The sequence below is a fragment of the Salicibibacter cibi genome, from assembly GCF_016495865.1.
Lineage (GTDB): Bacteria > Bacillota > Bacilli > Bacillales > Marinococcaceae > Salicibibacter > Salicibibacter cibi.
This window is the reverse complement of sequence record NZ_CP054706.1, coordinates 509,364-532,561: the sequence shown is the minus strand read 5'-3', so window position 1 is coordinate 532,561 and position 23,198 is coordinate 509,364. Positions and strand designations below refer to the sequence as shown.

General features: G+C 43.7%; 24 protein-coding genes and 1 pseudogene. 4 read left to right on the top strand and 21 right to left on the bottom strand.

Going from position 1 to position 23,198, the window contains the following annotated elements:
* Positions 1 to 80: 80 nt before the first annotated feature.
* Positions 81 to 1,352 carry an acetylornithine deacetylase gene (locus HUG20_RS02655; RefSeq protein ID WP_200087774.1) on the top strand — a complete coding sequence of 424 codons (1,272 nt, stop codon included), beginning with the start codon at positions 81 to 83 and terminating at the stop codon, positions 1,350 to 1,352.
* Positions 1,352 to 2,026 carry a thiaminase II gene (tenA, locus tag HUG20_RS02650; RefSeq protein ID WP_200087771.1) on the top strand — a complete coding sequence of 225 codons (675 nt, stop codon included), beginning with the start codon at positions 1,352 to 1,354 and terminating at the stop codon, positions 2,024 to 2,026. The genes HUG20_RS02655 and tenA overlap by 1 nt, the downstream gene beginning before the upstream one ends.
* A gap of 411 nt (positions 2,027 to 2,437) precedes the next feature.
* On the opposite strand, the gene HUG20_RS19055 is transcribed toward tenA, so the two are convergent.
* From HUG20_RS19055 to HUG20_RS02555, 21 genes and pseudogenes are all read right to left on the bottom strand, one after another.
* Positions 2,438 to 2,728 (bottom strand): hypothetical protein, encoded by a 291-nt coding sequence (locus HUG20_RS19055; protein WP_246476508.1) that lies wholly within the window; start codon positions 2,726 to 2,728, stop codon positions 2,438 to 2,440.
* Between the two features lie 96 nt (positions 2,729 to 2,824).
* A pseudogene (locus HUG20_RS19330) lies at positions 2,825 to 3,115 on the bottom strand (reverse transcriptase domain-containing protein); the annotation flags it as partial.
* Positions 3,116 to 3,328: 213 nt separating this feature from the next.
* A complete protein-coding gene (locus HUG20_RS19050) occupies positions 3,329 to 3,733 on the bottom strand; it encodes a reverse transcriptase family protein (protein WP_246476507.1) in 405 nt (134 codons plus the stop codon).
* Positions 3,734 to 4,224: 491 nt separating this feature from the next.
* On the bottom strand, positions 4,225 to 4,437 hold the full coding sequence (locus tag HUG20_RS02640; protein ID WP_200087763.1) for a hypothetical protein: 213 nt from the start codon (positions 4,435 to 4,437) through the stop codon (positions 4,225 to 4,227).
* Between the two features lie 265 nt (positions 4,438 to 4,702).
* Positions 4,703 to 4,972 (bottom strand): YciI family protein, encoded by a 270-nt coding sequence (locus tag HUG20_RS02635; protein WP_200087762.1) that lies wholly within the window; start codon positions 4,970 to 4,972, stop codon positions 4,703 to 4,705.
* Positions 4,973 to 5,094: 122 nt separating this feature from the next.
* Positions 5,095 to 6,345, bottom strand: a complete 1,251-nt coding sequence (gene larC, locus HUG20_RS02630; RefSeq protein ID WP_246476506.1) for a nickel pincer cofactor biosynthesis protein LarC — start codon at positions 6,343 to 6,345, stop codon at positions 5,095 to 5,097.
* Complete coding sequence (larB, locus tag HUG20_RS02625) at positions 6,342 to 7,025, bottom strand: nickel pincer cofactor biosynthesis protein LarB (protein ID WP_200087761.1); 684 nt, start codon at positions 7,023 to 7,025, stop codon at positions 6,342 to 6,344. Before larB ends, larC begins: the two co-directional genes overlap by 4 nt.
* Positions 7,026 to 7,035: 10 nt before the next feature.
* Positions 7,036 to 7,854: an ATP-dependent sacrificial sulfur transferase LarE gene (gene larE, locus HUG20_RS02620; protein WP_200087757.1), complete on the bottom strand. Its 819-nt coding sequence runs from the start codon at positions 7,852 to 7,854 to the stop codon at positions 7,036 to 7,038.
* Positions 7,855 to 7,867: 13 nt separating this feature from the next.
* A complete protein-coding gene (larA, locus tag HUG20_RS02615; RefSeq protein WP_200087750.1) occupies positions 7,868 to 9,133 on the bottom strand; it encodes a nickel-dependent lactate racemase in 1,266 nt (421 codons plus the stop codon).
* A 16-nt stretch (positions 9,134 to 9,149) separates the two neighbouring features.
* A complete protein-coding gene (locus tag HUG20_RS02610; protein ID WP_200087748.1) occupies positions 9,150 to 10,241 on the bottom strand; it encodes a 2-keto-3-deoxygluconate permease in 1,092 nt (363 codons plus the stop codon).
* Positions 10,242 to 10,323: 82 nt separating this feature from the next.
* A complete protein-coding gene (locus tag HUG20_RS02605) occupies positions 10,324 to 11,097 on the bottom strand; it encodes an ABC transporter ATP-binding protein (RefSeq protein WP_200087747.1) in 774 nt (257 codons plus the stop codon).
* Positions 11,097 to 11,876: an ABC transporter ATP-binding protein gene (locus tag HUG20_RS02600; RefSeq protein ID WP_200087744.1), complete on the bottom strand. Its 780-nt coding sequence runs from the start codon at positions 11,874 to 11,876 to the stop codon at positions 11,097 to 11,099. The genes HUG20_RS02605 and HUG20_RS02600 overlap by 1 nt, the downstream gene beginning before the upstream one ends.
* An 11-nt stretch (positions 11,877 to 11,887) precedes the next feature.
* Positions 11,888 to 12,703 carry a nickel transporter permease gene (gene nikC / locus HUG20_RS02595; protein ID WP_200087739.1) on the bottom strand — a complete coding sequence of 272 codons (816 nt, stop codon included), beginning with the start codon at positions 12,701 to 12,703 and terminating at the stop codon, positions 11,888 to 11,890.
* Positions 12,696 to 13,643, bottom strand: coding sequence for a nickel ABC transporter permease (nikB, locus tag HUG20_RS02590; protein WP_200087737.1), 948 nt, complete (start codon positions 13,641 to 13,643; stop codon positions 12,696 to 12,698). Before nikB ends, nikC begins: the two co-directional genes overlap by 8 nt.
* A gap of 5 nt (positions 13,644 to 13,648) precedes the next feature.
* Positions 13,649 to 15,223: a nickel ABC transporter substrate-binding protein gene (gene nikA / locus HUG20_RS02585; RefSeq protein ID WP_200087734.1), complete on the bottom strand. Its 1,575-nt coding sequence runs from the start codon at positions 15,221 to 15,223 to the stop codon at positions 13,649 to 13,651.
* Positions 15,224 to 15,244: 21 nt separating this feature from the next.
* On the bottom strand, positions 15,245 to 16,243 hold the full coding sequence (gene pdxA, locus HUG20_RS02580; RefSeq protein WP_200087732.1) for a 4-hydroxythreonine-4-phosphate dehydrogenase PdxA: 999 nt from the start codon (positions 16,241 to 16,243) through the stop codon (positions 15,245 to 15,247).
* The gene (locus HUG20_RS02575) at positions 16,236 to 17,510 is read right to left on the bottom strand and encodes a four-carbon acid sugar kinase family protein (protein ID WP_200087729.1); all 1,275 of its coding nucleotides are present in this window, start codon (positions 17,508 to 17,510) and stop codon (positions 16,236 to 16,238) included. Before HUG20_RS02575 ends, pdxA begins: the two co-directional genes overlap by 8 nt.
* 117 nt (positions 17,511 to 17,627) lie before the next feature.
* The gene (locus HUG20_RS02570; RefSeq protein ID WP_200087726.1) at positions 17,628 to 18,908 is read right to left on the bottom strand and encodes a TRAP transporter large permease; all 1,281 of its coding nucleotides are present in this window, start codon (positions 18,906 to 18,908) and stop codon (positions 17,628 to 17,630) included.
* A gap of 3 nt (positions 18,909 to 18,911) precedes the next feature.
* Complete coding sequence (locus HUG20_RS02565; protein ID WP_200087723.1) at positions 18,912 to 19,397, bottom strand: TRAP transporter small permease; 486 nt, start codon at positions 19,395 to 19,397, stop codon at positions 18,912 to 18,914.
* Between the two features lie 91 nt (positions 19,398 to 19,488).
* A complete protein-coding gene (locus HUG20_RS02560) occupies positions 19,489 to 20,508 on the bottom strand; it encodes a C4-dicarboxylate TRAP transporter substrate-binding protein (protein WP_200087720.1) in 1,020 nt (339 codons plus the stop codon).
* 41 nt (positions 20,509 to 20,549) lie between these two features.
* Positions 20,550 to 21,323 (bottom strand): SDR family NAD(P)-dependent oxidoreductase, encoded by a 774-nt coding sequence (locus HUG20_RS02555; protein WP_200087716.1) that lies wholly within the window; start codon positions 21,321 to 21,323, stop codon positions 20,550 to 20,552.
* Positions 21,324 to 21,458: 135 nt separating this feature from the next.
* Here HUG20_RS02555 and HUG20_RS02550 point away from each other — a divergent pair, with 135 nt between their 5' ends.
* Together HUG20_RS02550 and HUG20_RS02545 are read left to right on the top strand one after the other, a co-directional pair.
* Positions 21,459 to 22,298 (top strand): AraC family transcriptional regulator, encoded by an 840-nt coding sequence (locus HUG20_RS02550; protein ID WP_200087713.1) that lies wholly within the window; start codon positions 21,459 to 21,461, stop codon positions 22,296 to 22,298.
* A 192-nt stretch (positions 22,299 to 22,490) separates the two neighbouring features.
* Positions 22,491 to 23,141: a GntR family transcriptional regulator gene (locus HUG20_RS02545; RefSeq protein WP_246476505.1), complete on the top strand. Its 651-nt coding sequence runs from the start codon at positions 22,491 to 22,493 to the stop codon at positions 23,139 to 23,141.
* Positions 23,142 to 23,198: the final 57 nt, after the last annotated feature.

Sequence of the window (23,198 nt, the reverse complement as noted above, 5' to 3'; positions counted from 1 at the left end):
CTTTATTACCTGCATAAGTTGGGCGAAGGCTTTCGCCATAAAAGCGACGAAAAACCAAATTTTCTAAGAGGTGAAGAAAGATGGAAACGCTCATTCAACAAGTGGAAGAGCGCAGAGATGAGTTAATTAGCTTGCTTTCGGATTTAATCGCGTTTCGCACACCTGCGCCGCCGGCCAGAAACACAGATGAGATTCAAAGATACATAGCCGACAAACTCCAAACGATCGGTTTTGATGTAGACCACTGGGACGTTTACCTCGGGGATCCGAATGTTGTTGGCTCACGTAAAGGCTCCCATTCAGAAAATTTTCATAGTCTAATATTGAATGGCCACATCGATGTGGCCTCGGTGGAAGAAGACGAAGACTGGGAAACGCCTCCGTTTGAAGCAGTTATCCGCGATCGAACGCTCTTCGGACGTGGAGCAGCGGATATGAAAGGAGGTGTTGCCGCCTGTTTATTTGCGCTTCAACTGTTGCACGAGAATAACGTCGAGCTTCGCGGAGACATGTTGTTGCAATCTGTGATTGGCGAGGAAGTTGGAGAGGCCGGCACGAAGCAGTGTTGCGATCGGGGCTATGATGCGGATTTCGCCATCGTCGCCGACACAAGCGATTGTGAGATTCACGGACAAGGCGGTGTGATCACAGGCTGGGTAACGGTGAAAAGCCCGACGACCCATCATGATGGCACACGCCACCGTATGGTCCACGCCGGTGGTGGATTACGCGCGGCAAGCGCCATCGAAAAAATGAACAAGTTGATTACCGCCCTACAAGAATTAGAGCGTGATTGGGCGATTAACAAATCATATCCCGGTTTCACTCCGGGGACGAACACGATTAACCCCGCTGTCATTGAAGGGGGGCGCCATGCCGCTTTCGTAGCAGACGAATGTCGGCTCTGGATCACTGTTCATTTTTATCCGGATGAAAGTGCAGATTCCGTGGCAAAAGAAATCGAAGAACACCTACTGGCAACGGCAAACGCAGATCTCTGGATGAAAAATTACCCCCCAACGTTTCAATGGGGCGGCGCATCGATGATTGAAGAGCGCGGCGAGGTGTTTCCGTCTTTTACCGTTGATGAAGATCATGCAGCTGTCGATGACTTGATGAAAGCGCATGAGCATACATTTTCAAAACCTGCAAAAATATCCATGTCGCCATCTGTCAATGACGGCGGTTGGCTCGCCGAGGCCGGCATCCCTACGGTTTGCTACGGCCCCGGAAAATTGAAACATGCGCACGCCATTAATGAACAACTCAACATCGATCAATTGCTGGACTACACGAAAACACTGCTCCGCTTCATCGTTAAGTGGTGCAATCAACCAAAGGAGAGATCATAATGACATTCAGCAAACGCATTCGAAAAACAGCGGACCCGATCTGGAAAGCAAGTCATGAACATCCCTTTGTACAGGGAATCGGACACGGCACATTGGACATTGAATCTTTTAAATTTTTCATGTGCCAGGATTACAAATACTTAATTGAGTATTCCCGCGTCATGGCCATGGGCACCGTTCTTGCGCCTGACTTGAAAACGATGTCCGGATTCGCCAAAGCCCTCGACGAAACCTTGAACATGGAAATGGATCTTCATCGTTCCTATGCTGAACGTCTGGGCATTTCCCGTGAAGATCTTGAAGAAACTGTTCCCGGCCCTATCACCCTTGCTTACAGTGGCTACATGATGGCGGAAGCCCAAAAGGGGTCCATCGCGGAGCTGATCGCAGCTATTCTCCCGTGCGCCTGGAGCTATTACGAAATCGGCCTTGAACTCGCGAAAATCCCCGGCGCCACCGAACACGAACGATACGGCGAATGGGTGCGGATGTATGCTTCCGATGAATTCGGCGAAATTGGCGAATGGTTGATCGGGAAACTGGATGAACTCGCGAAAGGAAAAACGAAAGAAGAGCTGGACCGACTGGAGGCCATTTTTCTGAACACGAGCCGGTATGAGTATATGTTCTGGGATATGGCATATAAGCGGGAGGGGTGGCCTGTACGGGAATAACTCTTATTAAGTAATTGATTTTATTTTTTATTCTGTTACTTGGAAATAACGATATGGTAGTTTCAATTGATATTAGACTTTTCCATTAGAACAACAAAAGACGCCCCCCCAACTTACGGAAAATACCAAGTCGTCAAGTTATTAGAGCCCCTTGATCATGAAACGTTTTGTGTTAAGGAAGGCGCTATGATGCTAAAGTGTTCTTCACATTTTGAAAGTGCTTGAGAAATATCCTAATCAAAAGATCATCATGATTTAGACAATTCCAAGAACCATCATACGAAGCTTAACATGCGCTGATCAACTACGACTTATGTTTCTTCTCCGGGTAGAATGGCCACCCATTGGTGGCCTAAACCCCCACAGAACCTGGCGTGCAGATTTCCCGCACCAGGCTCTTCAGAAATGGTTTTACAGCATTGCGTAGAATTTCAGTTTCCGATACGGAATTGAAATTTTCGGACGCAATAATGGAAACAATGTCCGCAACTCATGGAATTTCTCCCACGTGACATATCCTTTTCGACTCCGACTGCTTAACATTTTCCGCCAATACTTGACGGTTGCTTCGTAGACTTTAACAAGGGATTGAAAATTCCCAGCTACGCCATAATACGCATAATGCCCTTGCAGTTTCTTGTTGATGATCTCAGCTTGATCATAGAGTGGTGAATGCCGAATACGTCTTAATGTTTCTTTCATGTTTCCAATACTTCGCTTAAGCCTGCTTTTCTCGGTTTTCCGCCCCACCATGAAATTTCCTTTCTGGTTGGTTGTGCAGAAATGGGTGAAACCTAGGAAGTATATGGTGTCCACCTTCTTACCTTCTGCCTTCGCATGCCTTTGGGCAAACCGCCCAAATTCGACAAGTCCTGTTTTATCAGGCTCCAGCTCTAACGAGAATTTCTGTAATCGGTTTTCCAGCGCTTTATGGAAGCGTTTGGCATCCGAACGATATTGAAAGCATACAACGAAATCATCAATGAATCGAAGAAGATATGCTTCTCCTTTCAACCTTGGTTTGACACTCTTTTCAAACCATAAGTCCAGTACATAGTGAAGGTAAAGGTTACTCAGCAGAATACTAATGGATCCACCTTATGCAAAGCTTTGCATAACCCACCTTGAGGGGAACCTAAGTTCGTTTCATAGAACTGCGCATCTTCCATGATCCCGGCTTTTAGCCAGGACTCGATCAGATCCAAGATTCTCCCATCGGCAATTTTCTCCCGTACCTTATCCATCAGGGTATCGTGCGAAATATTGTCAAAGTATGACTGGATATCAAGATCCACCACGTATTCATACGACGGTATCGAGCGCCTGATGCTGGGAATGCTCTTTCCGGAATCCGTAACTGTGACGATAGAAGTCTCGATCAAAAAGAGGTTCAATCATCTGCCGCACGGCTTGTTGCACGATGCGATCCCGCACTGTTGGGATACCAAGTGGGCGCTTCTTTTTACCGTCATCCTTGGGGATGTAGTGCCGCAAGGCTGGATTGGGTTGGTAACGATTCTCCTGGAGGAATCGTTGGATTTCTCTCAGGTTCTGATCCTCCTGAATCTCAAACCACTTGATGGTTTCCCCGTCAATGCCTGCACTCCCCTTATTGGTTTTCACCGCTTCTTGCAGGTTTTCCATTCGATACACCTTATCAATGATGGAATAGTATCTGCGCGTTGGTTGTTTTATCTCTATCACCACCTTCGCGCTTCTCACCACGTTGGTCTTATGCTCGCTACAGATCACGATTCTTTGCTCGTTCCACCGCCCACAAGTGCGTGTCTAGGAATGCTCCAATCGCTCCTCTTCCAGGCGATGTACTCAAGTCGCCGGTGCCCTTCTTTCCTCACGTTCAGGAACGGTTGGCAGGGACGCCACCCACTCGGTTACACCTCTTTTCATTAAGGCGCTTACGTAACCCACTCGCGATTATTCCCAACGTTGACAAAGTAGAACCCCTTCACCTCCGATGCAGAGCTTTTGGCTTTACACCGGGCAAGACAACTCCTTGCATCTCCTCATCCGAGTTTTCGCCTCCATCCTGTCACCAGGCTTCATTGGCTCGGATTTCCTCACTACTACGGGTTCTTCCGCCACCTGCAGTGCCATCGATTTGGCTTTCCCCGTTCGGGTTATACCTCCTCTACCTTATGGCGTTTGCCATAAGGAGCCTACAGTGCTTCCCCCGGTCATCACACCTTCTTTTCCATCCATCCCGACCCTAAACACGTCGATGAGCCTTGCCGGTCGTTCCCTTCTTCATGTTTCCCGACAAGATACGGTCTTCCGTAGGTTTCCCCGTCATTTAGGCGGGTCACCCACCATCGCCGCCACCTCTGGTTCACATCATGTTCCGGGCTGGATTTTGCCTGCAGACCTTTCAGATTCTCTATCTCTAGAGACACCCTGTCCGACCTTCCTCCTGAGAGAGGGGGCCGTTGCTTCGGCTACGGCACTTCAAAAGGGCAAGTTACCGGGTGGATTTTAACCACCTAGATTGTGTGACTGCGGGGCACACTAAATGATCCACCTGCTAAAGCAGGTGGATTTGGACATGAATGTTCACGACAGAAAGTCGCTTTTCAGGCTGAAGTCTGCTGAAGATCCTATACTTAAGAATACTGATTTTGACTGGAACCCATGGCTACTTCTTTTGTTCATCCTTTATTGTCAAGTTCCTGGAAGAACCATATCCCATTCGTGAATCTCATAGCCCCTGGCTTTGTGAATCACAAATGGATCATTTTGAACATAGCGAACAGCTTGCTCTAAATTCTGTGCCGTATAAATGACCAATCCGCCAGATCCGTCAGTAAAACGTCCATTAGCAAAAATATGTCCGTCATTTCTCATCTTCTCCAGATAATCTAAATGCTGGGAACGATATTCAGCACTTTTTTCTGCATCAATAGTAGGTAACAATACAGCAAAATATTTCATTATAAATCTCTCCTTGAGTAAGATTTTTACACTCTCGGCATTAAACGAGGCTGAGATAACATAAATTTATCCGATTCATCTATTGGGTTTCCTCCTACTTCTAGTAGGAGGTTTTTTCATTTTTACTGATGGTTTATTTGATCGTCAATGCTGATTTCTCGCCAAACCCTTTCATATACATGCGCAAAAGATTTGCCCTCTTTTTGTGCAATCTGCCTAATGTCTTCATACTCAAGCGAGGTTTGATACGTTTTATTTTTATCATACCCTATCTTTACTCTAACGTCACCCAGTGAGGTGGAAAAGGATTCAACTTTACGATGTAAAGGGTGTCGCTTTGCCTCTGTACGTCTTACCCCAAATGTGCTTGTCTCTTCTAACAGGCATTTTTCTGCTTCATCCACATGAAGTGTGTCTGTAAGTGCCGTAATCAACACACCAGGTCGGTTTTTTTTCATATAAACAGGTGTATAATACGCGTCCAGTACACCAATTTCAAACAATTTCTCCATCGTATAGCCTAGCACTTCACCTGTCATATCATCGACTTGGCATTCCAGGATATGGATCCTTTCCTGGTTTTGATGGCTTTGCACACCTTCCATGAGCAGCACACGTAAAACATTGGGGTGATGGGGGAAATCTTTTTTTCCGGCACCATAACCAATGCCAGTGATCGTTCCCTCGGGAATCGGTCCGAAATGATTACTTAGTGCTTTTAATATCCCGGCACCTGTAGGAGTTGTGAGTTCACCGGTAACGTCAAATGATACTAATGGTATTCCTTTTAACAAATCAGCCGTTGCCGGTGCCGGAATTGGATAAAGTCCATGTGCCATATGCAACTTGCCAGATCCGGTGGGCACGGGTGAAGCCGTAATTTGATCAACGTCCAATTGCTCTAACGCCAAGCAAACACCGATAATATCAATAATGGAATCCATGGCGCCGACCTCATGGAAATGGACATCTTTTGGGTCCATCCCATGGATTTTACCTTCAGAATCCGCGATGACTTCAAATATTTTCATACTTCTTTCTTTCACCCGTTCTGGAAGCTCGCTATCTGCAATCATTGCCAGAATGTCAGACGCTTTGCGATGGTGATGATGGTCGTGTGAATGATCATGGTTATGACTATGGTGATGTCCGTGACCATGTTGATGGCTATGTTCCTCATCAAGCGTAAGCAGTAATTGCTTTGACGATATCCCTTTCTTGTCGATATTTTTTGTATCCATCGCAAAAGTATCAATGGGTAATGTTCGCAAATCAACAGCAACTTTCTCCAGATTTACCCCCAAATCCGCAAGCGCAGCCAGTGTCATATCTCCGGCAATACCAGATACTGTGTCGATATATAAGGTTTTCAATTCGGATGCCCTCCATCAACTGCCAATTTCATTATAAGAGTCGCTTGATATGCCCCACCAAACCCGTTGTCAATATTAACCACACTCATGCCCGATGAACAGGAATTAAGCATAGCCAAAAGTGGTGTGAGACCTTCAAGATTCGTTCCATAACCCACAGATGTTGGGACCGCGATGACCGGGCGCTTCACCAATCCCCCGACCACGCTTGCCAACGCGCCCTCCATGCCTGCAATCACAATGACCACGCTTGCCCCTTGAATGAGTTCGCGATGGGCAAGCAAGCGATCGATCCCGGCAACACCCACATCGTATAATGTTTTCACTCGACAGCCCATCCATTTACATGTACGTGCAGCTTCATCAGCCACAGGAAGATCCGACGTGCCCGCACATGCAATCAATACGTACCCCTCGTCTAGCGGTTCATTTTCACCATAAACAAGGGTTTGTGAGCGTGCACAGTAATCACCTCCGGGAACTGAAGCCATCACATCCGTAGCCTTCTCTTTACTAATGCGGGTAACCAGGGTTTTGTTATGATTCGAAACGAGCTTTTCGACAATTTTTTTTAACTGTTCACTTGTTTTGGACAAGCCATATACGATTTCCGGGAAACCTGTACGTTCTTCCCGATCATAATCCACTTTGCTAAAACCAAGATCTTCAAAATTTGTCATACTTCCCCTCTCAGTTCGCTTTTTCTGTGGCTAAGGCAGCATTCATGCTGCCGCTTTTGTAACCTGCTAAATCTAGTGTTACGTAGACAAACCCTAGTTCACGTAGCTGACCGGTAATCTCATCATGATGATTGAGCACCTTTTCCATATCTCCGGGCTCCACTTCAATGCGGGCGATCTGTTCGTGAGCACGTACGCGCACTTGACGAACACCGAAGGATTGTACGCATTGTTCTGCCTGGTCCACCTTTTCTAATTTTCCGATAGTGATCTTTTCTTCGTAAGCAATTCGTGATGCCAAACAGGCATAGGAAGGCTTATTCCATGTACTCAAGCCCATCTCTTGTGATAGCGCCCGTATCTCGTCTTTATATAACTCTACTTCTTGAAGAGGACCGCGTACGCCGTGTTCTCTGGCTGCAACAACACCGGGTCGGTGCTCACCCATATCATCAGCAATCAATCCGAAAACAATATTTTCAAAGCCTTCAGCTTCTAAAATTGGCCGTAAATTCTCAAACAGATTATCACGGCACAAATAGCAACGATTTTGCAAGTTATCCTCAAAGCCTTCAACGGCTAATTCTGATGTTTCTATCACTTGATGATGTGCACCTAAGCTCGCCGCGAATTCCTTTGCCTCCGCGAGTTCCCGTTCAGGAAGCGTTTCGGAGTTTGCCGTCACCGCCAGCACATGGTCTTTGCCTAATGTCTGCAAAGCAACAGCTAATAAAAATGTGCTATCTACACCACCGGAATACGCCACTACGACCGTTTTTAATTCTGCCAACAACTCTTGGAGTGCGTGTAGCTTTTCTGCTTGTTTCATGTTATCTCCCCTTTTATTTCTCTTCTACATACGGGATCGTTAAAGGTCCGAGTGGCAAAATGGCCACTGACATCTGTTCACCATATTTTCTACGAAGTTCAGCTAACGTCTCTTCAATCGATTGGCTTGGCTTGAGCATCGCTGTTTTTACTTGCTCATCACTTAGCCCGGAGTATACATATACATCTGACCAGACCTGTATAACGGCTTGCTTCTGCACTTGCCACTGATCAAACATCTTAAATTCCGGATCCTCGATCATCTCCAACAATTGCTGTGGTGTGTCTGCCATCTTCAGAATGTCGGCATAATTCCCATGACCGGGTAATCCGTCGGAACACTCAGAAGCGACGATGATGCTACCGCCTTCTTTCACAATCTTTTGTGCGGCGCTCATTCCTTTAACCGCTTGGTAAAGGTTTTGGTCAAGCGGGTAACCGGAATTCGAGGTGATCACGACATCAAAACGTTCGTCACATTGCACCATTGCGTGTTCCTTTACATACTCACATCCTTTATCATGGGCTTCATACAATTCTCCTGCGAAAACTTCCGTAATGTCCTTTTCTCGATTGAGGGTTACATTCAACATAAAATCAGGCTTGCACATCTGATTGATTTCACGCGTCATATTTTGCAAAGGGTTATCTTCCATGTTCCCCCATGTAGAACGGAGATCACCAATCATACGGGCATTGTGAAACGTCATGATTGTTTCAATGCCTGCAATCCCCGGCATGATACCTTTTGGTCCTCCGGAAAAGCCGGCGAAAAAATGCGGTTCAATAAACCCTGTGCTAATACGGAAATCGGCTTCCACGTACTCTTTATTTAAATAGACGTCACAACCGTAAGAACTATGGCCCACTTTGACATGTTCATCTTTTTCATGGCAATGGTTATTAACGATGCGGATGTTGTCTACAATCCATTGTCCGAGCATCCCCACAAATTCATCCTTTGTTTGGTCGCGGTGGGTGCCGGTTCCATTAATAATCACGATATTTTTCAGCGGGACATGGTCCAGCGTCTTTATAATCGTAGGGACGAGGATATCGTTGGGCGTTGGTCTTGTAATATCACTGATCACGATCGCCACTGTATCTGTTTCGGTCACCACCTCTCTAAGAGGTGGTGTCCCGATGGGCGTGTTCATGGCTTCAAGAATCGCTTCCTCCTGTCTTTCAAGTGCTGGAATATTCGATGGTTCTATAACGACTGTATCGTCCGGAACCTGAACATCTAAATCTTCTTGGCCATACAATAGTGTTTGTTTCATGTTGTATCACCTTTCACTATTTTTCTACTTCATCATCTTCTAAACGTCCATCAATGCCGCGCTTACGTTGATAACGGTCCACAAGAATGACAGCGATTGGACAAAGGATCGCAGTAACAATAACCGCAAGTGAAATTTGTGCGGTGGCTATTGGAACAAGGGCTTCATACATTTCTACATCTGCTTGAAGCATTGCGCCCGAGCCCCCTGATACAGCTGCAGCGGATGCAATCGCTGCTGGAGTTGCTGTTGCGTTCCCTGCTGTAGAAGCTTCTGCCCAAGGTGCAATATAGCTTCTTTCCCGGAACAACTTGAACGCTAACATTCCTGCAAATCCGGTGACAATTGTTGTCATTAAACCGATGGTAACGCCTGCTCCCAAGACATCCATATTAAAAAATAACGTCAAATTCATGCCTGCACCAAGGGCAAACGCAAAGAATGGCACAGGGAGAATTTCCCCCGCTTTAAGAAAATCACGCATCTTCTCATCTAAATTCCCAAGAATCATTCCAATGGCAATGGGAAGCAACACGGCTATAAAAGAGATAAAAGGGAAACTTTGACCAATAATACCGAGTGAAATCATGGTAAAGAACGGCCCATCATTTAATGATAGCACAGCCACACCACCAATATCAGAGCGACGCCCATATTGACTTGTCAACGCTGCATACATCCCACCATTTCCGTTTGTCATACCAGCAATAATGGCAACCATCGATAAGCCAAGCAACCCGTCCATTGGATCAAAGAAATAGCCAAAGAGAAGACCCACTGCCAGACCTGACAGGTATTTCGATACCAACAAAATAGATCCAATCTTGAGTGCTTTTCGTCCGATCTTTAAATTCATCTGGCTACCGGCGCAAAAGAGGAACAAGGCAATCAGCACCATAGCCCCGTCCTTAAATAAATCTTGGGTGAACCCCCCGATTCTTAAAAACTCATAATTTCCATTTTCCAGCTCAGGTGCGCCCAAAATTCTTAGAAATTCTACAATAAAAGGAATTTGAAGCTGGTCAATCGTATTTAACGTTGCTCCCAACATGAGCGGAACAACCATTAGACCTCCCGGCACTTTCTCAATAGTATCTTTAATCCTCAATGCTATTGGCCTCCTTTTGATAGAACAGTAAGCGTTTACAAGCAATTTTCTAATGTTAATTATACAACAAAGTATAATAGTATTAAATAAAACGCGATAAAATTCCGTGTGGTGCCAACACCGCTTTTTGCAAACGTAACGCATGTGGATGCTTAAAACATTGCCACCCTTCATTTTCCTTCTTTTTAATCTGATCAACCACTTTACCGCCATAGAGGACTGCGATGCGCTCAGCAATATACTTTGCTGCTTGAAAATCGTGCGTAATGAATAAGTAAGAGAGTCCATACCTTTCTTTCAATCCATGAAGTAAGTCAAGGATATGATGTTGATGGATAACATCCAGACTACTAACAACTTCATCCAACACAACAAATGAAGGACGGCAAATCAGGGCACGAGCTATCGCTGCCCGTTGTAGTTGCCCCCCGCTTAATTGCTCAGGGTAACGATCCAAAAATTCCTGATCGAGTTGAACATCTTCTGACATTGCACCGATTCGTTTATCACACTCGCGTTTACTGACCCGTTCCACCCATAAAGGCTCGGCCAGACTTTCAGCTAGCGTCAGGCGTGGGTTAAATGCGGACTGCGGATCTTGAAATACCATCTGAACTTTATTTCTAAAACGTTTGTGCTTGGCAACAAGCAAACGCTCGCCCTGGACGAAAATAGCACCTTCATCTGGACGTTCCAACCCGACCATTATACGCCCTAACGTACTTTTGCCTACACCACTTGCCCCCAGCAGGGCTACACATGTCTCTTGTTCGATTTGCAAAGAAACATCTCGTAATACCTGAGTGGCGTTCTTTTTTCCATAACGCTTTGCTACTTTTTTTACTTCCACAACCATTACGCATTCACTCCATGGAACTTCAAATACGACGTAAGTAAGCTTCTCGTGTAACCATGTTCCGGGTTTTTAAAAAACTTATCGACAGACAACCATTCGACCACTGAACCTGATTTTAATACAAGAACTTCATCAGCGAGTTTAGCCAATACACCTAAATCATGTGTAATGAGCAACATCGCCTCAGTTCCATCACTTCGTAATAAGTCAAATTGATGAAGCACTTCCCGCTGAGTTATAGTATCCATCGCCGTCGTCGGCTCATCTGCAATCATCATTTTAGGCTTTAATGCCATCATTAAGGCCATCATCACTCTTTGCATCATACCACCGCTCAGCTCAAAAGGATAGCGTTGAAACAACCGCTCAGGATCCTCAAAAGCCATCTTGTTCAGCATAAGCATGGCCACTTTGCGACTTTCTTTTTTCGTACAGGTGAAATGCGTTCGAATCGTGTCGATCATTTGCTTCTCTACCGTATATATGGGGTCAAATGCAGAAAAAGGATGCTGAGTTAAAAATCCAATCTCTTTCCCACGTAAACGAGTCATTTCTTTCGTTGATAACGTCATGAGTGCCTTTCCTTGAAAATAAATCTGTCCACTTACGTGAAACGCTGGATCTAACAACCGTATGAGCGCATTACTAAGCAAGGTTTTTCCTGCTCCGCTCTCCCCAATCACCCCTAATGTTTTCCCGGATGAAAGCGAAAAAGATATATTTTTGAGAAGTGGGTGCTGATTTTGGGCCAAGATACTTAATCGATCGACGTCCAGCATGTTCATCACCTTTACTTTTGTAAATTCAAAGTGTCTCTCCAATAGTCGGAAAGGATATTAAATGAAAGAACAATCACGAAAATAATTAAACCGGGAAAGATCATCAACCAAGGCGCACTGTAAAAATAATCACTGCTTGCGTTTAACATCGCTCCCCATTCCGGGAGGGGAGGTTGTATTCCGAGTCCTAGAAATGAAAAACCAGCGATATGTAACAGCACACTTCCAACGTTAAGCGTCGCCATTACGAGCACGTGTGGCAATACGAAAGGAAAAAGATGACGCGTGATGACCCGGAACGAAGAGACTCCATGAAGCTTGGCTACGTGTACATATCGTTCTTCTTTTAAACGCACAACCATATTTCGAATAAGTCGAGCTTCCGGCATCCAGAAAACAAGAACAAGCGCAAGCATTAAATTAATCATCCCCGGACCAAACATACCGACCAGGACGAGAGCAATCATCAGACTCGGAAAGGCAAGCATCCATTCACTGAGACGCATGAATATTTGATCCAACCAGCCGCCTTTATAACCAGCAAATGTTCCGATCACTATAGAGAGTATCGTTGCAATGATGGTCACGGTAAGAGCTCCGAGAAGACTATAGCGCGCCCCATACAATAAACGTGAGAAAACATCACGACCCAAATGATCCGTTCCAAACCAGTATTCAAAGGAAGGAGGCAGCAAACGATGTGAAGTGTCACCGTCAAACGGGTCAACGGGAACAACAAAAGGCGCCAACAATGCAAAAAGAAATACCAGCAAGAGGATAGAACCACTAAAGATTAATGCTTTCTTCTTCCATAAAATCCTAAACATTGGGTGATCCTTCTTTGCTACGTAATCTTGGATCCACCCATAATTGCAACAAATCAACGATCATGTTAACGATCAGAAAAATAAACGCCATGAAAACGATGTAAAATTGGATCACAGGGTAATCACGGTTGGTGATCGCCGTTACCATATATCTGCCCATACCCGGCCAGGAAAACACGCTCTCAACGATAACAGTGCCGGCTAGTAGATACCCTAGTGCCACCCCCGACACCGTAAGGAGAGGCAAAAGGGCATGACGGAGAATATGCCTTCTAAAAATGGATGGTTCCCGAAGTCCACGAGCTCGGCTGTACGTAACATATGAAGCCTTGCTCACTTCCAGCAAGCTTGTTCTTAGTAAACGACTAAATAATGCAATGTAAGGAATGGAAAGAGTGAGCATCGGTAACACCAAACTGGTCCAACCCCCTCTTCCCCCTGATGGTAACCACCCCAACTGATAGGAGAAAAAATAGACAAGAAGAAAACCAAGCCAGAAAGTAGGTATTGCGGAACCTCCCACGGAGAATAGACGACTGAATGTATCGAATAAGCGCTGTTGATAACGAGCAGAAAAAATACCGATCAGCACACTAATCGTTATCGTAAATAAAAAAGCGGCGAGACTCAATTGTAAAGTTGAAGGAAAATAATACAACACTTCTTCAAGAACACGTTCACCCGTCAAAAAGGATGTCCCAAAATCAAGTTGCAGTGCAGAAATGAGCCAATTCCAATACTGCTCATAAAGGGGGAGATCCAAGCCTAATTCCCCTCTAGCGGCTGCGATCGCCTCATCCGTAGGCGGAATTTGTGATAATGTCAAATAAGCTTGTGCTGGATCCCCTGGGATCATATGCATTAGTAAAAATACGAACATCGAGAGAAACAACAAAGATGGAAAAAGCATCAGTATTCGTCGAGTGATTAAAGCAACCATGTTCCCTATCTCCTTATGTGCTCTAGAGAAAATTCATAGGGGATGGGAGAGTACCGAACACCTTCAATATCATTATGGTACATACCGGTTGTTGACGGACTGGAAATCGGTACATAAATGGCTTCGTCATGCAGCGTTCTTATTATATCATCATATTGTTCTTCTCTTTGCTGCTCATCTGTTTCAACTAGGACCTGACTAATCTTTTCATCAAGCTCATCTTTATCAGCCAACCCCCGCTGTGCCTGATAATCCGCATGCGAAGGAACCCGCATGGAAGACAGCATTGCATGTGGATCATACTGAGCTCCCCATGTTTCATGGTAAATAATATCGAAGTCTCCAGTTTTTTGTGCATCAAGATAGGATTGGTTGTCCACGCCGGAAAGAACAATATCAACCCCTAAAGCACGAAGTTCACTTTGCATGTACTCTGCCAAAATGGTTTGAATTTCATCATTCGCATCAAATACAAAGGTGAGTTGCAATGGTTGCCCGTCTTTCTCCCGAATCTCATGATCATCTCTCCGTTCCCAACCTGCTTCTTCCAGCAGTGATTCAGCTTTCAAAGGATCATACTCATATGGATCTAAATCATCCGGTTGATATGGCGCATCATCAGGAAAGAGGCTCGTGGCATGCTCCTCGGTCTCATACAGCATATCTTCAATAAAACTATGGGCATCAAATGCATGAATAAGTGCTTGCCGAACAAGATGATCTTCAGTAACTCCTCGATTCGAATTTAAAGCCATTACACGGTTAGCTTGTGGTGGGGATGTGCCCGTTTCATAATTCTCGTTATTCTGCAAGTGATCAAATGCATCTAAACTGATTAAACCGCTCCCATAAATCATATCAATTTCTCCGTTTTCAAAAGCCATCACACGAGCATCGCCATCAGGAATCACGCGCACAACCAGTTCTTCCATTTCCGGTTTTTCGCCCCAATAGTGGTCGTTGCGATGAAATACAGCTTCTTCATCCTTTCGGTACTCATGTAGAACCCATGGACCCGTCCCGATCGGTTCTTTGAATTGCTGATCCTCGTTAAAACCGGCTTCTCCGAGAAAACGGAAAGGCCGCACAAGCGCCAACTCCTCGAGTAGCGGATAATAAGTATCTTCTAATGTGATTTCAAAAGTAAAAGAATCTATCACTTCCGTACGGTTAATTTGATTGGCCAGCTCTAACCATGCATGGTCTTCAGGTGCCTCTATGACGGCATCGAAATTTTTTTTGGCATTCTCCGCGTTAAATTCGGAACCATCCGAGAACTGCACATCTTCCCTTAAGAAAAAGGTATAGGTTTTTCCATCATCCGATATCTCCCATGACTCAGCTAAATGGGGTTTAATGTCTCCTTCTTCGTCGTGTTGCACAAGTGACTCATAAACAAGATTTTGGGCAAACATCTGATTCTCGCCATAACCATGGGGATCCAGAAGACCTATATCTTGCGGCCAGGAGATCACAAGGCTATCCTCGTTGTTGCTGCCTGCTTCAGAGAGTTGTTGCTGACACCCTGTGGTGACCATAAGTGTAGCAATCACGAAAATATATGATATTGATGTTTTCATAAGTGACTCCTCTGTAGGTGATTACTTAACGTTCGTTCCTGCGAGCTCGGCAGCCTGTAGTAACGCCTCAATAAGACTATCTTCACTGGCGACCCCTTTCCCGGCAATATCGAAAGCTGTACCATGATCAACACTCGTACGGATAATAGGCAGGCCGACCGTGATGTTCACCCCATTATCCAGTCCGAGGACTTTAATGGGCCCGTGACCTTGATCATGATACATGGCGACAACAATATCAAAGTCGCCTCGCGTTGCCCGAAAAAACAACGTATCAGCAGGAAAAGGACCGGTTACTTCTATCCCTCCTGATCTCGCGCGTTCAATTGCAGGTACAATTTTCTCCTCCTCCTCCCCTTCACCGAACAAACCATTCTCACCAGCATGGGGGTTGATCCCGCATACACCGATCTTCGGTTGTGAGATGCCAGCTCTCACAAGCGTTTCATGCGCCATTTTCACAACACTATAAACACGATTGTCATCAATCCTACGAACCGCTTCTAACAATCCGACGTGTGTTGTCACGTGAATCACTTTCAGATTCGTAGCGGATAACATCATGGCAAAATCATCTGTATCCGTCAGATCAGCCAGAATTTCCGTATGCCCAGGATACAGATGCCCTCCTTTATGCAGTGCCTCTTTATTGAGCGGCGCCGTGCAAATACCATTGATTTTCCCTAAATTGGCAAGTTCAACCGCTTTTTCAATAAAACGAAACGCTGCATCTCCTGCCGACGCAGACACTTCCCCTTTAGGCAAGTCATTTGGGAGTATGTTTAAATCCAAACAAGGCATACGTCCTGCCTTATTTGTAAGCGTATCAATCCGATCGACTTTATCAATATGAACGCCTGTTTGAAGGTCCTTTTCCGCTTTTTTCAATATTTTTTCGTCACCAATGACTACAGGAACACAGTGATTGAAAATGTCTTGACGCTTGAATAACTTAACGATGATTTCAGGGCCAATCCCGCCTGCATCCCCCATCGTAATGGCAATAATAGGTTTATCCATGATGAACACCCCCTTGTTTTAAGAACTCATATGCTCGTACGATGGACTGCTCATTTCCATAAGCGCCCGCCTTCGTGACCGCAAGAATATTTGTCCCGAGCATTTGACTAATGGGAATTCCGGTTTCAACCTCTCCCATGAGGTTAAAGCCTTGCACATAAAGTGCTCTGCTTACATTTTTTGCGGTTTCGCCACCTGTTAAAATAAGCCGATCAATGTCATGAAGTGTGATCACATTAGCAGCCAATTCGCCTATGAATTCAGCTATCTTCCCGCTTACTTGACTTGCTGAATAGCCGCAGGCATCCCCAATATCGATGATCTTGGAAACTGGGTAAGCATTCACATCACAATATATCAGGATATCTTTTCTATTGCTGTAACCAGCTGCTATAGATTGTAACAACTCTTCTTTTTCTTCACTATTATATCCACCCTTCAATAACAATTCCGGGTTAATTGGAATGCCCGCCACATCTTTCTCTTCCAGTAAACGTTGAACTTGTTGCACAGTTACATCCGATGCGCTTCCGGCAACAGTCAGCACTTTTTTATTGGTTATCCGTTGAAACCATTTTGATACATGTATCGCGAGTCCGGCCGAGCCAACCCAAAGTATTCGCGAGTATTCACCACTTGTGACATTTTCGACAATTTGTTTCAGATCCTCATTCGTTCTGGCATCGAAGACAAGCCAAGGCACTCCATCTTCATTTGCTGGCCATTCACTTTCTATCGATACTGCCAGCACCTCACGATCTGTTTGTTTTTTTATTAAAGATGGGATGTAAGCCTCCGAAACCGGAGTATGGGGATCCTTCGCGAACAATGTTTGATCAATGGGTACATCGTTCACATAATGAAACCCATCGATCGTCACACGTCCGGCTTCCGGGAAAGCCGGGGCAATCACAACCAGATCAAAACCTCCTGCTACCTGTATCGCTTCAATCTCCGCCCCGATATTGCCGCGTAAGGTAGAATCTATTTTTTTATAAAAAACATCGAAAGAGGCTGAGTTAACATATTCCGTCACCTTATGCACATGGGAATATGCTTCACCGGCTTGCAACGCCCTGGAATCCGTATCAACGACCAACACTTGCCCTGTTGTCGTCTGCAAAATTTCCTCATCCACATGAAAGAGTACCGTCGATTCAAAACCGTCTTTCGTAAATTGAACGCCACTGTCATTCGCACCTGTTAGATCATCGGCGATCATCACGAGTCTCTGATGCTCGGAAGCCAATTTCAGTCGCACCTCCATAGAATTGACCTATTTATATATTAGCAAAAAATATATCGTTAAACTAGAAATACAACAAAGGGGCCCATAAGGCCCCCTTATTATTTATTGCTGAATGTAGTCTATTAATTGTGATCCCTATAATATATTCGGTAACCATAGACTAATGGCAGGGATAAAAGCGAGAAGAAGAGCAGCGATAATAAGGAGAACATAAAAAGGTAACATTTCCTTAATTAATTTTTCAATATATACACCAGTGATGGAACTGGTGGTGAACAAAATGGTGCCCACCGGGGGTGTTAGAGTCCCAATACTCACCGTAAATACGAAAAATATACCAAAATGCACCGGATCAACGCCGAAGGTGTCCAACATGGGCATAAAAAGTGGAGTCAAAATCATGATCAAAACGTTCCCCTCAAGAAACATGCCCGCGAAAAGGAGAAAAATCAAAGCTACAATAAAAAACATGAAAGGATTATTCACATAGCTGCTGACAAATTCCGTTAACTGTTGTGGGACTTGTTCCACAGTCAGGACCCAACCAAAGGCTGACCCTCCTGCAATGATTAGCATGATTGTTGCTGCTGACTGGGCACTTTCAAACAATGCATGAGCAAGCTTAGGGAGCTTCATTTCACGGTAAACAATTAAGCCGAGAAATAACGCATAGAGAACAGCAACAACACCAGCTTCTGAAGGCCCAAAAGCCCCAAGTCGGATGCCTCCAATAATAATAACCGGTAGGAGAATTGCGAGCAATGCAGGCCTTAAAGCAATAAGCGCCTCTTTGGGCTTAGCCATCGGTTGTTTGTTTTCGACTTCAAAGTTTCGACGTTTGGATATAAAATGACTGAGCACCATCATTAAAAATGCTAACACTAGACCCGGTAATACACCGGCCATAAACAAGTCTCCAATCGAGACATTACCTACAAACCCATACAAAATCAATCCAACCCCAGGCGGTAGAATAGGTGTGATGAGGGAGGTTGCGGCGGTTAATGCCGTTGCAAACCCTTTATCATATCCTTCTTCTTCCATCCTAGGTACAAGAATCTTCGAATTCATCGCCGCATCGGCTATATTTGAGCCCGATAATCCACCCATGATAGTACTTAGAAGGACATTAACTTTGGCAAGCTTGCCAATGGTGTGCCTGGTGATGATTTGTGCAAAATTCAAGATCCTTGTTGTAATACCGGTATAGTTCATTAAATTACCGGTGGTGATGAAAAAAAGGATGGCTAGCAACGTAAAAGATACAGACCCTTCTACCATTTGTTGAACAATAATGCCATTAGGAATATTAGACATGAATACGTAATACGCAGAGCTAAAAATGAGAGCTAAGGCAACGGGGATGTTCAATAAAATACTAACCAGTAAGATGAGAATGGTAATTAGTAGATCCATCGACTAATAAGCTCCCTTGTTGTGTTTAATAAAATCTTTATTCCTTGTTACAATAACGTACGTCAAATGAAGAAGCGCTAAAATGCCTCCGAGCGGGATAGATAAATAAATATATATATAACTAATTCCCAGGATGGACGTCTGTGCGGTGGTGTCTAACGCCAATTGAAAGCCCAAGTAAACAAAAACAAAAAGTATGATGCCAAAGATCGTAATAAGTCTAACCCATTGAAAAAAATATGATAATGGATCAGGGAGTTTACGAACGAAGTAGTCGATTCCTATATGGCTGTTCCGCTTCATAGCTGAGCTCAATCCAAAATATGTTACATATACAAAAAAAGCAATACTCAATTCTTCTGTCCATGTTATTGGACTATTTAGTACATATCTGAAGAAAATATTTGAGCTGACAACGATAATAGTGCCCGCAATCGCAATTGTAATGATATAATCATCTATGTTTCGCAATAGCTTTACAAAATTCATGAGAATTTCACCTTCTCGTTTTTTCTCTTAAAAAATAGCAGGACAAGTGCGTTAAACATTCACTTGCCCTCGCTACCAAGCTCGATGCCCTTTAACGCTCTTCAAGAAGTTGTTGAACATGATCATATAAGTCTTCAGACCATTGGTCTGTAATATCGTACAAATTCATAGCTTCTTCTTCAAACGGTTCTTGATCGACTTCATTAATGGTAATTCCTTCTTCTTCAAATGTTTGCAGTATTTCTTCCTCTGCCTCTTCAACTAGTTGCTCCGAATCTTCCATTGCTTCATCCCCTGTTTCTTGCAGGATAGTTATCAGATCTTCAGGAAGCGTTTCCATAAACGTCGTCCCTGCCACCCAAGGCGTAATAAATTTTTGATGCCCGGTCAAAGCAAGGTGATTTGTAACTTCATGTGCGTTCGTTCCTTCTAGCACCGGAAGCGGATTCTCGGCACCATCCACAACGCCTTGTTGAAGTGAAGTGTACAATTCATCCAGCGGAAGGGCTGTTGGTGACGCACCCATAGCCTCAAAAGATTGAATCGCCATATTGTTGTCCGGCGTACGAATAACCATCCCGTTTAAATCATCCGGAGTTAACACCTCATCATTTGTCATTAAATGGCGCTCACCATAAACATTATTGGTTGCCACAATCTCAAGGCCTTGTTCTTTCAGATCATCGTGTAATCCATCAAACCAATCGGTCGTAGTTAAATAGATCAGTTCCTCAAAATCCTCTGTCAGATAAGGTGCTGTTAGAATCCCAAGGTCTTGCACATAATCCATTAAATAATCATAGCCCGTCATGATGATAACATTATTGCCAGCTATTGCTTGCTCAACCACGTCACCTTCATCACCTAATTGTGAACTCGGATAAACGGTTACTTCGAGTCTCCCGTCACTTTCCTCTTCTGCCAACTCAGCCCATTTTTCAGCAACTTCAGTCGTAGGTTCACCCGGTTGGTTACCATGAGCGATACTAATTTCATATACTTCCTCTTCATCCGCGGATGCTCCCTCTTCCGCGTCCCCGTTCCCGCATGCTGCTAATAGGGCCGCCGGCAGAAGAAATAAAACACTTTTTATTCCCCGATTCTTTTTCATGAATCTTTACCCTCCCTGTTTTTAACTATACTATTTAATTCCTAAGCATTTTTCCCGAAAGTAACTCCTCCGTCGATATATAAAGGGGACCCGAACATTAATTCGGAATCATCCGAGGCTAGAAACAACGCAGCCTTCGCTACTTTTTCCGGTGTACCTAATTCCCCGCTCAGTTGTCTTCCCTTAAGCTTTTCAATGGCTTGTTCAGGATCACTATAGGATTCCTTTAGATATCTTTCTACAAAGGGCGTATAGACGGTTCCCGGTAAAAGGGCATTAACACGAATGTTGTCACTCGCATAATCCACTTGCATGGACTTTGTCAGTGAGAGCACCGCACCTTTAGTAGCAGCATAAGCAGCTCGATCTGCCAAGCCAATTTCCGCGATACAAGAAGACATATTGATAATTGAACCTTGCTGTCTTTCTATCATATTTGGAAGAATATGCTTACTTGTAAGATAAACGCCTTTTAAATTGACATCTACAACCCTTTCCCAATCTTCGGTGTCTATTTTATGAAGCGGCCCTACCCTACTGATACCGGCATTATTGAAAAGAATATCAATACTATCGAACTTTTGAAGGATTTGTTCTACCATTTTTTGAACTTCATCTTCAGTTGTAACATCCGCTTTTAAAAATAATGCATTTCCACCTTTTTCTTCAATACGCTGTACAGTTTCGTTTCCCGCTTCATCATTCATGTCATTGACAATGACGCTCGCACCTTCCCTTGCAAAAAGTTCACAAGTACTGCGACCAATCCCAGATCCGCCACCGGTTACTAGTGCTACCTTTTCTTTTAATCTCACTACATCCAACCCCTTTAATAATATAATGTAAACGTTATCATATTATGTTATTATTAGTGTACCATAAATTTAAGGGTATAAATATTGCCTATATTGCACAATATATTGCTAATCTTGCACTAGGAGATGGAAAATATGTTAGCACAGAACGCTTTTTCTCCGTTATCGTTGTTTTACAAAACTAAGAAAAGTAATCAAGAAGAACTTCCGGATCATACTCATGATTGGTATGAATTAATCTATATCCATGAAGGAGACAGTACGTTTTTTATTGATCAAAATTTTTATAAACTTAAATCAGGAGACATCATTCTTGTGCCTCCCAATACTATCCACCGGGCTATTATAGACGACTATAAGTATATGATTACATCAGTATTATATTTTTCAACCGAATCTGTAGAACATCACCATTTCAATCCAAAAGATACTTTTCTAAAATTGTACACACAATCCCTAAAAAAGAAAGAATATCGCTACCGCATGGACTTGAACCCTTTGCTGGAATTTGAATCATACCTGGAAAAAATGAATACTGAAAACCATCTTATTAAGAGTGATCGTTATGAATTTCTGACGTTGCATCTGCACACATTATTGTTAATGTTGAATCGCCACTGCTTTCATGCCCAAACACGACAGTCGGGTCAGGAGCAGGAATGGGTGCGATCGCTTTTAACTTATATAGAGGATAACTTATGCCAACAATTGAATTTGGAAGAAATGGCACAACATGCAAATGTCTCCCCTACCTATTTAAGCAGAATCTTTAAACAAACCATCGGAATCACTTTGGGCGAATATATCACCACAAAGCGAATGAAACGCGCAAAGGACATGCTATGCCAATCTGATGATAAAATTGAAACCATAGCCAAAAAATGCGGTTATAACAGCATGCCCCATTTCTACCGTACATTCAGAAAACATGTGCAGGCTACGCCCCATCAGTATCGGAGAAGAATGGGTCAATGAGTAAACCGGCTATTGAAGAAGTCAAGTGCAATCCATCATTGTTCATCTGGAGCAATGATGGAGTTTTTTTATGCCAATAAAATTATAATAAAAATTCCATCTCACAATGTTGACATTTCTGAAATGATCAAATATGATATATGTATCCTGGATACAGGATACATCATGTTATTTCCTGAGGAGAGGAACGCATTGCAAGATTTGGTTTTTTCTCAACCGTTATATCAGCAACTGTACGAATCATTGAAAAAGTCGATCCTAACTGGAGAGTTCCAATCAGGATCAAAAATTATAGTGACTAAATTGGCTGCGGAGTATAACATTAGTCGAACCCCCATGAGAGAAGCTTTAAGACAATTACAAAATGAAGGTTTACTTGTTCAAGATGGTCCTGGACTACGTGTCATTGAACTTAATATTGATGATTTTAAAGATCTTTACGACTGTAGGGTAGCTTTAGAAAAAGAAGTTATGAAAGCGGTTACTAATGTAGCGGATCAAGAACTAATCAACAGAGTCGAAAAGCTTCTCGATGAAGCAGATCAAGCGTTGGGAAATCGTGAATACTTACAATTACTTCAATTAAATACTGATTTTCATGACACTTTACTAAAGGCATGTCCAAACAAAAGAGCCATTCAATTTGTACAACAAGTTCGATCACTCCTTTTAATATACAGGGCTAAAATTTTATACAACTACGATTCTAATAAAGAAATTATAAACGAGCATCGCCAAATATTGGAAAGTTTAAAAAAGGGGGACGTTCAAGATGTGATTAAACAAGTGGAAAGTCATCTTAACAATGACGTAGAAAGGGGGCGGGAAGTTATCGATTTATGAAAAGGGTAAGGGAATATCTGTGTTGAGCAGAACACAGATATTCCTGATAATAACCTA

Bases quoted from the DNA above. Each gene is read 5' to 3' on its own strand.
- HUG20_RS02570 (WP_200087726.1), bottom strand. From the start codon at position 18,908: ATGGATCTACTAATTACCATTCTCATCTTACTGGTTAGTATTTTATTG.
- HUG20_RS02560 (WP_200087720.1), bottom strand. From the start codon at position 20,508: ATGAAAAAGAATCGGGGAATAAAAAGTGTTTTATTTCTTCTGCCGGCG.
- larB (WP_200087761.1), bottom strand. From the start codon at position 7,025: ATGACAAATTTTGAAGATCTTGGTTTTAGCAAAGTGGATTATGATCGG.
- HUG20_RS02605 (WP_200087747.1), bottom strand. From the start codon at position 11,097: ATGGTTGTGGAAGTAAAAAAAGTAGCAAAGCGTTATGGAAAAAAGAAC.
- larE (WP_200087757.1), bottom strand. From the start codon at position 7,854: ATGAAACAAGCAGAAAAGCTACACGCACTCCAAGAGTTGTTGGCAGAA.
- pdxA (WP_200087732.1), bottom strand. From the start codon at position 16,243: ATGGATAAACCTATTATTGCCATTACGATGGGGGATGCAGGCGGGATT.
- HUG20_RS02600 (WP_200087744.1), bottom strand. From the start codon at position 11,876: ATGCTGGACGTCGATCGATTAAGTATCTTGGCCCAAAATCAGCACCCA.
- HUG20_RS02655 (WP_200087774.1), top strand. From the start codon at position 81: ATGGAAACGCTCATTCAACAAGTGGAAGAGCGCAGAGATGAGTTAATT.
- HUG20_RS02565 (WP_200087723.1), bottom strand. From the start codon at position 19,397: ATGAATTTTGTAAAGCTATTGCGAAACATAGATGATTATATCATTACA.
- HUG20_RS02635 (WP_200087762.1), bottom strand. From the start codon at position 4,972: ATGAAATATTTTGCTGTATTGTTACCTACTATTGATGCAGAAAAAAGT.
- HUG20_RS02550 (WP_200087713.1), top strand. From the start codon at position 21,459: ATGTTAGCACAGAACGCTTTTTCTCCGTTATCGTTGTTTTACAAAACT.
- tenA (WP_200087771.1), top strand. From the start codon at position 1,352: ATGACATTCAGCAAACGCATTCGAAAAACAGCGGACCCGATCTGGAAA.
- HUG20_RS02575 (WP_200087729.1), bottom strand. From the start codon at position 17,510: ATGGAGGTGCGACTGAAATTGGCTTCCGAGCATCAGAGACTCGTGATG.
- nikA (WP_200087734.1), bottom strand. From the start codon at position 15,223: ATGAAAACATCAATATCATATATTTTCGTGATTGCTACACTTATGGTC.
- larA (WP_200087750.1), bottom strand. From the start codon at position 9,133: ATGAAACAAACACTATTGTATGGCCAAGAAGATTTAGATGTTCAGGTT.
- HUG20_RS19055 (WP_246476508.1), bottom strand. From the start codon at position 2,728: ATGAAAGAAACATTAAGACGTATTCGGCATTCACCACTCTATGATCAA.
- nikC (WP_200087739.1), bottom strand. From the start codon at position 12,703: ATGTTTAGGATTTTATGGAAGAAGAAAGCATTAATCTTTAGTGGTTCT.
- nikB (WP_200087737.1), bottom strand. From the start codon at position 13,643: ATGGTTGCTTTAATCACTCGACGAATACTGATGCTTTTTCCATCTTTG.